Annotated in this window: 10 protein-coding genes and 1 pseudogene; 7 read left to right on the forward strand and 4 right to left on the reverse strand. The window is 73.3% G+C overall.

The features are described 5' to 3' along the window. Nucleotides 1-804, forward strand: an 804-nt coding sequence (locus ACWEV0_RS34960; protein ID WP_453153843.1) for an adenosylhomocysteinase, incomplete at its 5' end; no start/stop codon positions are given. A gap of 11 nt (nt 805-815) precedes the next feature. Continuing rightward, entirely contained in the window at nt 816-2,309 is a 1,494-nt protein-coding gene (locus ACWEV0_RS34965; protein WP_453153844.1) for a peptide MFS transporter, read from the forward strand. Nucleotides 2,310-2,455: 146 nt separating this feature from the next. Here the strand turns inward: ACWEV0_RS34965 and ACWEV0_RS34970 are convergent, their stop codons facing one another. Beyond that, nucleotides 2,456-3,469, reverse strand: coding sequence for a serine/threonine-protein kinase (locus tag ACWEV0_RS34970; RefSeq protein WP_453153845.1), 1,014 nt, complete (start codon nt 3,467-3,469; stop codon nt 2,456-2,458). A gap of 262 nt (nt 3,470-3,731) precedes the next feature. On the opposite strand from ACWEV0_RS34970, the gene ACWEV0_RS34975 reads away from it, so the two are divergent. The 3 genes and pseudogenes from ACWEV0_RS34975 to ACWEV0_RS34985 form a co-directional block, all read left to right on the forward strand. After that, entirely contained in the window at nt 3,732-3,956 is a 225-nt protein-coding gene (locus ACWEV0_RS34975; RefSeq protein ID WP_453153846.1) for a DUF6458 family protein, read from the forward strand. Between the two features lie 60 nt (nt 3,957-4,016). Beyond that, nucleotides 4,017-4,391 carry a PRC-barrel domain-containing protein gene (locus ACWEV0_RS34980; RefSeq protein WP_453153847.1) on the forward strand — a complete coding sequence of 125 codons (375 nt, stop codon included), beginning with the start codon at nt 4,017-4,019 and terminating at the stop codon, nt 4,389-4,391. A 75-nt stretch (nt 4,392-4,466) separates the two neighbouring features. Then, nucleotides 4,467-4,688 (forward strand): annotated as a pseudogene (locus ACWEV0_RS34985) (SRPBCC family protein); the annotation flags it as partial. A gap of 322 nt (nt 4,689-5,010) precedes the next feature. On the opposite strand, the gene ACWEV0_RS34990 reads toward ACWEV0_RS34985, so the two are convergent. The 3 genes from ACWEV0_RS34990 to ACWEV0_RS35000 form a co-directional block, all read right to left on the reverse strand. After that, nucleotides 5,011-5,184: a CsbD family protein gene (locus ACWEV0_RS34990; protein ID WP_453153848.1), complete on the reverse strand. Its 174-nt coding sequence runs from the start codon at nt 5,182-5,184 to the stop codon at nt 5,011-5,013. Nucleotides 5,185-5,279: 95 nt separating this feature from the next. Next, on the reverse strand, nt 5,280-7,010 hold the full coding sequence (locus ACWEV0_RS34995; RefSeq protein WP_453153849.1) for a thiamine pyrophosphate-dependent enzyme: 1,731 nt from the start codon (nt 7,008-7,010) through the stop codon (nt 5,280-5,282). A gap of 32 nt (nt 7,011-7,042) precedes the next feature. Further along, complete coding sequence (locus ACWEV0_RS35000; protein WP_453153850.1) at nt 7,043-8,635, reverse strand: FMN-binding glutamate synthase family protein; 1,593 nt, start codon at nt 8,633-8,635, stop codon at nt 7,043-7,045. Between the two features lie 118 nt (nt 8,636-8,753). On the opposite strand from ACWEV0_RS35000, the gene ACWEV0_RS35005 reads away from it, so the two are divergent. Both ACWEV0_RS35005 and ACWEV0_RS35010 read left to right on the forward strand, forming a co-directional pair. Beyond that, a complete protein-coding gene (locus ACWEV0_RS35005) occupies nt 8,754-9,122 on the forward strand; it encodes a hypothetical protein (RefSeq protein ID WP_453153851.1) in 369 nt (122 codons plus the stop codon). Between the two features lie 102 nt (nt 9,123-9,224). Further along, a complete protein-coding gene (locus tag ACWEV0_RS35010) occupies nt 9,225-9,386 on the forward strand; it encodes a hydrophobic protein (protein ID WP_451605402.1) in 162 nt (53 codons plus the stop codon). The last annotated feature ends 136 nt before the right edge of the window (nt 9,387-9,522 follow it).

A 9,522-nucleotide genomic window follows, 5' to 3' on the forward strand; every position in this document is an offset into this window, starting at 1 on the left:
ATGCACCGCGAGGGCGCGCTCCTGTTCCCCGCGATCAACGTGAACGACGCCGTGACGAAGTCGAAGTTCGACAACAAGTACGGCTGCCGCCACTCGCTCGTCGACGGCATCAACCGGGCCACGGACGTCCTCATCGGCGGCAAGACCGCCGTGGTCTGCGGTTACGGCGACGTCGGCAAGGGCTGCGCCGAGTCCCTCCGCGGCCAGGGCGCCCGGGTGATCGTCACCGAGATCGACCCGATCTGCGCGCTCCAGGCGGCAATGGACGGCTACCAGGTCACGACCCTCGACGAGGTCGTCGAGACCGGCGACATCTTCATCACCACCACCGGCAACAAGGACATCATCCTCGCCTCCGACATGGCGAAGATGAAGCACCAGGCGATCGTCGGCAACATCGGCCACTTCGACAACGAGATCGACATCGCCGGCCTCGCCAAGGTCCCCGGCATCGTGAAGACCGAGATCAAGCCCCAGGTCCACGAGTGGCGGTTCGCGGACGGACACACTGTCCTGATGCTGTCCGAGGGCCGACTGCTCAACCTCGGCAACGCCACCGGCCACCCGTCGTTCGTGATGTCCAACTCCTTCGCCAACCAGACGATCGCCCAGATCGAGCTGTTCACCAGGACCGAGCGGTACCCGGTCGGCGTCCACGTCCTGCCCAAGCACCTCGACGAGAAGGTCGCCCGCCTCCACCTCGACGCCCTCGGCGTGAAGCTCACCGAGCTGCGCCCCGAGCAGGCCGCGTACATCGGCGTCCCGGTCGAGGGCCCGTACAAGCCCGACCACTACCGCTACTGACGGAGAGCGCCATGACATCGTCCGCAACCGTCCGGCCCGCAGTCGACCCGTCCCGGGCCGCACCGCCCACCCTGCTGGGCAGACCACGCTGGTTCGTCACCCTGTTCGCCACGGACATGTGGGAGCGGTTCAGCTTCTACGGAATGCTGGCCATCCTCTTCCTGTTCGCCTCGGCCCCGGCGGCCGAAGGCGGCCTCGGGCTCTCGAACTCCGACGCCGGAATGCTCTTCGGCATCTACACCGCCGCCATCTTCCTCGCCTCCCTCCCCGGCGGCTGGCTCGGCGACCGCGTCTTCGGCAGCTACCGGGCGACGCTGTACGGCGCCGTGGTCATCGCTGCCGGACACCTGCTGATGGCACTGCCGACGGTGCCGACGGTCTACGCCGGGCTGCTCCTCATCGCCCTCGGCACCGGTCTGCTCAAGCCCAACATGGCAGGGCTGCTCAGCGCCTTCTACCCGCGCGAGGCGACCGCCGAGCGGGACGCCGGCTTCGCGATCTTCTACACCTCCATCCAGATCAGCGGCCTGATCGCGCCGCTGGTCGTCGGCGGCATCGGCGAGGGCCTCAACTGGCACGCGGGGTTCGGCGTCGCCGCGGTCGGCATGGGGCTCGGAGTCTGGCAGTACGTCCGCGGCTCGGCCTCCTTCGGCGAGGTCGGCCGCGCCGCCACCCGCCCGCTCCCGCCGGCCGAACGCCGCCGCTTCCTCCGCCTCTCCACGGCCGCGATCGCCGTACCGGCCGCGCTCTTCACCGCGGACGCGCTGGCCGGCACCTTCACCATCCGGCACGTCCTCACCCTGGTCGCGGTGCTCAGCCTCGCCGTACCCATCGGCTGCTTCTGGACCCTCCTGCGCCACCGCGACATCTCCGCACCGGAACGGACCCGCCTGCGCGCCTACATCGCGCTGTTCCTCGCCTCCGCCCTCTTCTGGGCCCTGCACGTCCAAGGAGGCTCGCTGCTCAACCTGTTCGCCCGGGACGCCACCGACCGCGACATCCTCGGCCTGCGCCTCCCGGCCAGCTGGTTCCAGTCGGCCACCCCGCTGGCGATCCTGCTGTGCGCACCCTTCTTCGCGTGGCTGTGGGTGCGCCTCGGCGCGCGCATCAGCGCCACCGCGAAGTTCGCGCTCGGCATGTTCGCCATGGGCGGCTCCATGCTCCTCATGTCCCTGGCCGCCTGGCACGCCCACTACGTCGGCCGGGTCTCTCCCCTCTGGCTCGTCGGCACGTTCCTCCTCACCGGCGCCGCCGAGGCAGCCCTCGCCCCGGTGGGCATGAGCGTCGCCACGGCCATCGCGCCGGCGCCCTTCCTCAGCCAGGTGGTCGGCGTCTTCTGGCTCTCCGCGGCCCTGGGCGCGGGTCTCGGCGGCAACGCCATGAAGCTCGCGGGAACGTCTGCTCCAGGAGCCGGGTTGTTCCTGGTGCTGGGCGGAGTGGCCGTGGCGGCAGGGGTGGTGCTGCTTCTCGGGACTCGGGCTCTGGCTCGACGGCTGGGGGTCTGAGACGGGGCGGAGGGAGCCGCCGCCCCTTCTGGGGCAAGGCGCCGCATTCGGCGATCGCCGCCGCGCGCCCCGGTGGGATGCGCCGTCCGTCGCCGCCGTGCCGGCGGGGGTCGTCGTCGTGCGGCGACCGTGAGGCCTGACGGCCATCACCTTCGTGGCGGCCTCGCGCTGTGTGCCGGGAGCCCGAGCATGACGAGGGTCGCCGCTGCGGCCCGCCCGGAGGCGGGCCGCCCCGGCCGGGCGGCGGAGGGCCGGCGCCGGCGGTGTGAACGGTGTTCCCCCGGCTCCCGGGAGCCGGACGCGGCGGAGGGCGCGGAGGCGCGTCCCGCCGTACGTGGGTCGGCGAGGATCCGGGCGCAGGCGGAGGCGTCCGGGCGGGCCGCGGGGGAGCGGTCGGTCATCGCCGTGAGCAGGCGGACCAGTTCCGCCGGGAGGCCGGACGGCAGCACCGGCGGGCGGTGCAGGTGCGCCAGCGCCGCCTCCAGAGGTGCTCCGCCGTACTCCGCCTCGCCCTTGAGGGTTTCGAGCAGCACGAGGCCGAGGCTGTACACGTCGGCCGCAGGTCCCGTTCGGCGGCCCAGGGCCTGCTCGGGCGCCATGTAGGACGCGGTGCCGACGAGGGTGCCCGCGCCCTCGGGGGCGTCGTCCGCGGGCTCGACGCGGCGGGAGATGCCGAAGTCCGTGAGGTGCGGGATCTCCGACCGGTCCAACAGGATGTTCGACGGCTTGACGTCGCGGTGGACGACGCCGTGGGCGTGCACATGGGCGAGGGCCGAGGCCAGGGCGGCCCCCGTCCGGCAGGTCTCGGCGGGCGTGAGGACCCCGCGGGCGATCCGCCGCCGCAGGGTCGTCCCCCGGACGAGCTGCATCACCAGGAACGGCCGGCTCCCGTCGCGGCCCGTGTCGTAGAGGGTCACCAGGCCGGGATGGTGCATCCGGGCCAGCAACCGGGCCTCCTCGCCGCACTGGACGTCGGTCCGGCTGGCGCCCGCGGGCCGGTACACCTTCACCGCCACGCGGCGCCGCAGCCGCAGGTCCAGCGCCTCGTACACGTCCGCCGCTCCGCCCCGGCCCAGGAGGCGGTCGAGCCGGTAGCGCCCGGCGACGGTACGGGCCGCCCATGTGACGTCCGGATGTGCGGGCCTTGCTCGGACCTGCATCGGGCTCTCCCTGGGGGTGTGGCCGGCCCGCTGCCGGCGGGCCGGGAAACGGGTGCGTCGCCCGCCGGTCGTGCGCGGGCCCGTGGCTGACCGCGTGCCCCGTCCGTCCATGAACATCCCCCGGAGGACGGCGAATCGACGGTTCGGCGTGCCCACGGGCCCGGCGGGGACCCGGTCCGAACGTCTCCGAGGACGGCGGAATGATCCCCGGAGACCCGGGTACGCGGACGCTGTCCAACCCGCAGGGGAGGAGCAACCAACCATGGGTCTGGGACTGTTCATCATCATGATCGCCGTCGGCGCCATCCTCACGTTCGCGACCGACTGGGAGCTCGAAGCGGTCGACCTCGATCTGGTCGGCCTGATCCTCATGGGCGTCGGCCTGCTCGGGACCGCCGTCTACACCAGCGTTCTGCGCCGCCGTCGGATGGTGGTCCCGCCGGTGGCGCCCACGGTCACCGACGACGACCGTCGTGACCTGCTCTGAGGCGGCCCGCGCGTCCGGCGCCGCGCCCTGCACGAACACAGCGACAGAGGAGTGACAGCGATGACCGACCATCTGTGGTCCTTCAGCACCGAGTCCGGCCACCTGGCGGGTACCGACCTCACCGGGTGGCGCGTCGAGGCCTCCGACGGGCACATCGGCAAGGTGGGCAAGCACTCCGACGAGGCGGACGACTCCTACCTGGTCGTCGACACGGGCGTCTGGATCTTCGGCAAGGAGGTGCTCGTCCCGGCGCGGGCGGTGACCCGCGTCGACCTGGAGGAGCAGACCCTGCACATCGCCCTGTCGAAGGAACAGGTGAAGGACTCGCCCGAGTTCGTCTCCGACAAGCACCTCGCGGACCGTCAGTACCGCGAGGAGATCGGCCAGTACTACCGCACGTCCTGGCCGTTCGGGGGAGGCACGGGCGGCCTCTGATGGCCGCCGGTCCGCCCCGGTACGCACAAGCCCAGCAGCACGTCCCCGGCGGGGAGACCATGCCCGTCCGAGAGAGGCGAGGCCCGCCAGGCGGGCGTCGTCACGTTCCACCGCCTCGACGCGACCCGGACGAAGGTCATGCTCCAGATGGACTTCGCCCCCGAGGGGCTGACGGAACAGGCAGGCGACAAGCTCGGGTTCGTCAGGCGCAAGGTCGCCGGCGACCTGAAGCGGTTCAAGTCGTTCATCGAGGAGCGCGGCGGCCTGCAGACGGGCGGCTGGCGCGGAGCGGTCTGAGGACCCGGCGGCGGCGCGCCCTCGGCAGGGGTGACAGCTGACTCCGCACCGTGCCGCGCCGGACGGAAGCCCCCGCACTCGACGGGGGCTTTCGCCGTGCCCTGCTGCCGCTCGCGACGCTGACGGCCGCCCTGCTCCTCGTCCTGCGGGCGGCGAGCACGGCCCGCCGCCGGCGGAGGAGACGCTGACGGCCGTCCTGCTCCTCGTCCTGCGGGCGGCGAGCACGGCCCGCCGCCGGCGGAGGAGCACGACGACGGAGAGGGGCGGCCCCCCGATGGCGGGCCGCCCCTCTCGGTGCCGGACGAGGTCCGTCGTCCGTCGGTCAGTGCCTGAAGACGTCCTTCGCCTTCTCCTTCGCGCCGCGCGCGTCGCCCTTGGCCTGTTCGGCCCGGCCTTCCGCCTCGAGACGCTCGTCGTCGGTCATCCGGCCGACCGCCTCCTTGACCTTGCCCTTGGCCTGCTCGACCTTGGCCTTCGCCTTCTGCTCACCGGACACGGGGGATCGCTCCTTCTTCGTGCGACACATCTGACAACAGAACGCCTCACCTGGATCGGCGAGGACAAACCCATGGAAATCCGGCGCGTCGCCGCTCAGCGCGCACGGGAGGGGAGGTTCTCCCTGATCTTGGCGATGGCGAAGCCCCATCCCTGCGACACCGTCGGCTTGGCCGGCACGGCCACCTCCGCCGGGTTGGTCAGCACGTCGAGGAGGACCGGGCCGGGGAGGGCGAGCGCCTCGCGCACGGCCTCGTCCAGTTCGGCCGGCGCGGTGACGCGGATGCCGGTCAGCCCGAGCGCCTCGGCCACCGCGGCGAAGTCGGGGTTGTCCAGGACCGTCCCGCACTCGGGAAGCCCCGCCTGCTCCTGCTCCAGCTTGACCATGCCGAGGCGGCGGTTGTCGAAGACGGCGAGCTTCACCGGCAGCCGTTCGGAGCTGATGGTCATCAGGTCGCCGAGCAGCATGCCGAGGCCGCCGTCGCCGCAGAAGGCCACGACCTGCCGGTCCGGCGCCCACAGCTGCGCCCCGATGGCCTGGGGCATGGCGTTGGCCATGGAGCCGAGGTTGTAGGAGCCGATCAGCCGGCGGGTGCCGCGCATCCGCACGAGCCGCGAGAGCCACACGGTGGCCATGCCGGTGTCCGAGGTGAAGATCGCGTCGTCGGCGGCGTGGCGGTCGACGGCCGCCGCGAGGGCCTCGGGACGGATGTCCGCCTCCCGGTTGTCGAACATGGCCCGCACTCGTCCCGGCAGCCGCCTGTCGTGGGCGGGGTCGGCGAGGTCGGCCTGGCCCTTCCGCCAGTCCGCGTACCGCTCGCGGGCCTCGTCGAGGTGGGAACGCGACGGGACGGGCGCCAGCAGCGGCAGCAGCGCCCGCAGCGTCGCGCCCACGTCCCCGGCGAGTCCGACGTCCACCGGCACGCGGCGCCCGAGGTGCTCCTCGCGGGCGTCGATCTGCACGACCCGGCAGCCCTCCGGATACCAGTCCCGGTAGGGGAAGTCCGTCCCCAGCATGATCAGCGTGTCGCAGGAGTCCATGGCGTGGGCCGCGGCCGGGTTGCCGATGAGGCCGGTCTGGCCGACCTCGTACGGGTTGTCGTCCTCGAAGCCCTCCTTGGCCTTCAGGGTCAGCACCATCGGCGCCGAAAGCAGCTCGGCGGCGCGCAGCACCTCCTCGCGGGCGTCCCGGGCGCCGCGCCCGACCAGGAGGGTGACCCGCGAGCCCCGGGTGATCGTCTCGGCGGCCCCGGCGAGCGCCGGGTCGTCGGGACGCGTGACGGCCGGGCGCGGCAGCGCGAACCGCGCCGGCCGGTCCTCCTCGACCTCCCGGTCGCCGAGGTCGCCGGGGACGGTCAGCACCGCCACGCCCCGCCCGGTCACGGCCGCCCGCACCGCGGACTCCAGCAGCCGGGGCATCTGGGAGGGGGAGGTCACGGTGGCCCGGTACGCGGCCACGTCCCGGAAGAGCAGGTCGTTGTCGACCTCCTGGAAGTAGTCCCCGTACGCCTCCGACAGCGGCACCTGGCCGCAGATCGCCAGGACCGGCGCCCCGCTCTTGGCCGCGTCGTACAGGCCGTTCAGCAGGTGCACCGAGCCCGGTCCCACCGTGCCCATGCAGACGGCCAATTCACCGGAGAGCTGGGCATGCGCTCCGGCGGCGAAGGCCGCCGCCTCCTCGTGGCGGAAGCCGGTCCAGTCGATGCCCTCGGTGGTCCGGATGGCGTCGGTGAGCGGGTTGAGCGCGTCGCCGACCACGCCGAAGACACGGCCGACACCGAGGTCCGCCAGCCCGTCGACGATCACCTGTGCGACGGTACGGGTCATGGGGTCTCCCTTCGCTGTGGACGTCGACCGGTTCACCGGAGCGTGAACCGGTCCGGATGGGCTGCCTTCCAGTCGCCTGCCCACGAGTCCGGAACCGATGCGGGGGACAGGAGCAGACCGGGTTCGAGCGGTTCGTACAGCTCGGCGTGGGACCGCACGGCGTCCGGTCCGACCCGGCGCAGCAGCATGCCGGGCCCCAGCTCCCGGGGACCGTCTGCGCCCATGGCGGCCATGAGTGCGAGGGCGCTCCGCACGGTCGCCTCCTGGAAGCGCCGGACCCGCTCCGCCTTGTCCTGGACGTCGAGGGCGCGGGCGCGCCGGCGGTCCTGGGTGGCGACCCCGACGGGACAGGTGTTGGTGTGGCAGCGCTGGGCCTGGACGCACCCGAGGGCGAACATCATGGCCCGGGCGGAGTTGGTGTAGTCGGCGCCCTGGATCAGCCGCTTGACGATGTCGCTCCCGGTGGCGATCTTGCCGGAGGCGCCGATCCGGATCCGGTCGCGCAGCCCGGTGCCGACGAGGGCCCGGTGCACCGTCGTCAGGCCCTCGGTGAGGGGCAGCCCGACGGCGTCCGCGAACTCCAGCGGGGCCGCGCCCGTGCCGCCCTCCGCCCCGTCGACGACGATGAAGTCGGGCGTGAGGTCCTCCTCCAGCATCGCCTTGCAGACGGCGAGGAAGTCGCGGCGCGCGCCCACGCACAGCTTGAAGCCGACCGGCTTGCCGCCGGAGAGCTCCCGCATCCGGCCGAGGAAGCGCACCAGCTCCCGGGGGGTCCGGTAGACGCGGTGGTACGGCGGGGAGATCACCGTGCGGCCCTCGGGGACGCCGCGGACGGCGGCGATCTCCGGGCCGACCTTGGAGCCGGGCAGCACGCCCCCGATGCCGGGCTTCGCGCCCTGGCTGATCTTCAGCAGGACGCAGGCGACCTGGTCGAGCGCGGCCTTCTCGGCGAACTGCCGCGGGTCGAAGCCGCCGTCCTCGGCACGGCAGCCGAAGTACCCGGTCCCGATCTCCCAGACGAGGTCGCCGCCGGGGGCGAGGTGGTGCTCCGACATCCCGCCCTCGCCGGTGTCGTGGGCGAAGCCGCCGCGCCGGGCGCCCTCGTTCAGGGCGCGGATCGCCCGGGCCGACAGGGAGCCGAAGCTCATCGCAGACACGTTGAGCAGGGCCATGTCGTAGGGCCGGGCGCAGTCGGGGCCGCCGATCCGGACCCGGGGCGGCTCGTCCGGCACCGGGCGCGGGGCCATGGAGGGGACCAGGTACTCGGTGCCCGTCCGGTCCAGCTCCAGCTCGGTGCCGAAGGGGTCCTCGGCGTCCGTCCCCTTCGCCCGCTCGTACACGATGGACCGGGTGTCCCGGTCGAAGGGCGCGCCGTCGACGTTCCCCTCGACGAAGTACTGCTGCACCTCGGGGCGGATCGCCTCCATCGCGAACCGCAGGTGCCCGAGGAGCGGATAGTTGCGCAGGATCGAGTGGCGCCGCTGGACGACGTCGTACGACGCGACCGCGGCGAGCAGCAGGGCGGGTCCGGCCGCGCACCACCACCACGGGGACACCAGGACGGCCGCGAGGCCGGTGGCGAGCGCGGCGAGGACGGGGCAGACCACGAGCAGTGACGTCACCATGGACGGTCGTCTGTCCCGGACGGGCGCGGTCAAGCGCGCGCGAGGCGAACGGGCGGGCGGGACCGGCGGGTCCGGGTCCGCCAGGTTTAGCGTGCGGGAGTCCGGCGAGACGATGCCCATGATTGCTTCGGAGAACAGCGGACGGAACCACTTTTCCCGGACCCGCCTCTGCGCCGTCCCGGACCACCCCGACCTGACGCGGGTGGGCGCCCCCGACGCGGACGAACGGTACGAGCCGGTCGCTCTCGGCGAACCGCGCGTCCTGCCCGCGCCGTTCGCCGACATGGCGCGCGCGGCCGCGTACTCAGCACGCGGCGCCGGGCGCGGCCTGTGGGCCGCCGCGCGTGCGCGGCGGGGCGTGACGGCCGGTGCCGCAGCCGGCACGGCTGCCGCGCTCGCCCTCGTGTACGGGTGGGGGCGCCGGGCCGGGCGCCTGGCCGCGCGCCGCGATCTCGGCCCGATGGCCCTCTTCTTCGAACGCCGCTGAGCGGGCGGGCCGTTCCCGCCCCCGTAGGAGGCCGGTGCGCGCGTGTACGCCGTCCGGCCGTCCCTCACCTTTCCGTCACCGTCCTCATGGAGGTCGATCCGCATGGTCCCCCTGCTTCTGGTACTGCTGCTCGCTCTGCTGCTCTTCGGCGCCGGCTTCGCCGTCAAGGCGCTGTGGTGGATCGCCGTCATCGTGCTCGTCGTGTGGCTGCTGGGCTTCGTGGCCCGGCCGAAGGGCGGCGCGGGCCGCTGGTACCGCTGGTAGGCGGCCCCGGCGGCCCCGGCGGCCCCGGCGGCCCCGGCGGCCCCGGCGGCCCCGGCGGCCCCGCGGCGCGCGCCCTTGGCGTGACCGGGCCCGGCACCTCCGTCAGGAGCGTACCGGGCCGTCGCATGCCTTCCGC

It is taken from the genome of Streptomyces sp. NPDC003943 (assembly GCF_053605265.1).

Excerpts from the sequence above, each read along its gene's own strand:
- ACWEV0_RS34975 (WP_453153846.1), top strand. The coding sequence starts at position 3,732 with ATGGGTCTGGGACTGTTCATCATCATGATCGCCGTCGGCGCCATCCTC.
- ACWEV0_RS34965 (WP_453153844.1), top strand. The coding sequence starts at position 816 with ATGACATCGTCCGCAACCGTCCGGCCCGCAGTCGACCCGTCCCGGGCC.
- ACWEV0_RS34980 (WP_453153847.1), top strand. The coding sequence starts at position 4,017 with ATGACCGACCATCTGTGGTCCTTCAGCACCGAGTCCGGCCACCTGGCG.
- ACWEV0_RS34995 (WP_453153849.1), bottom strand. The coding sequence starts at position 7,010 with ATGACCCGTACCGTCGCACAGGTGATCGTCGACGGGCTGGCGGACCTC.
- ACWEV0_RS34970 (WP_453153845.1), bottom strand. The coding sequence starts at position 3,469 with ATGCAGGTCCGAGCAAGGCCCGCACATCCGGACGTCACATGGGCGGCC.
- ACWEV0_RS35010 (WP_451605402.1), top strand. The coding sequence starts at position 9,225 with ATGGTCCCCCTGCTTCTGGTACTGCTGCTCGCTCTGCTGCTCTTCGGC.
- ACWEV0_RS35000 (WP_453153850.1), bottom strand. The coding sequence starts at position 8,635 with ATGGTGACGTCACTGCTCGTGGTCTGCCCCGTCCTCGCCGCGCTCGCC.
- ACWEV0_RS35005 (WP_453153851.1), top strand. The coding sequence starts at position 8,754 with ATGATTGCTTCGGAGAACAGCGGACGGAACCACTTTTCCCGGACCCGC.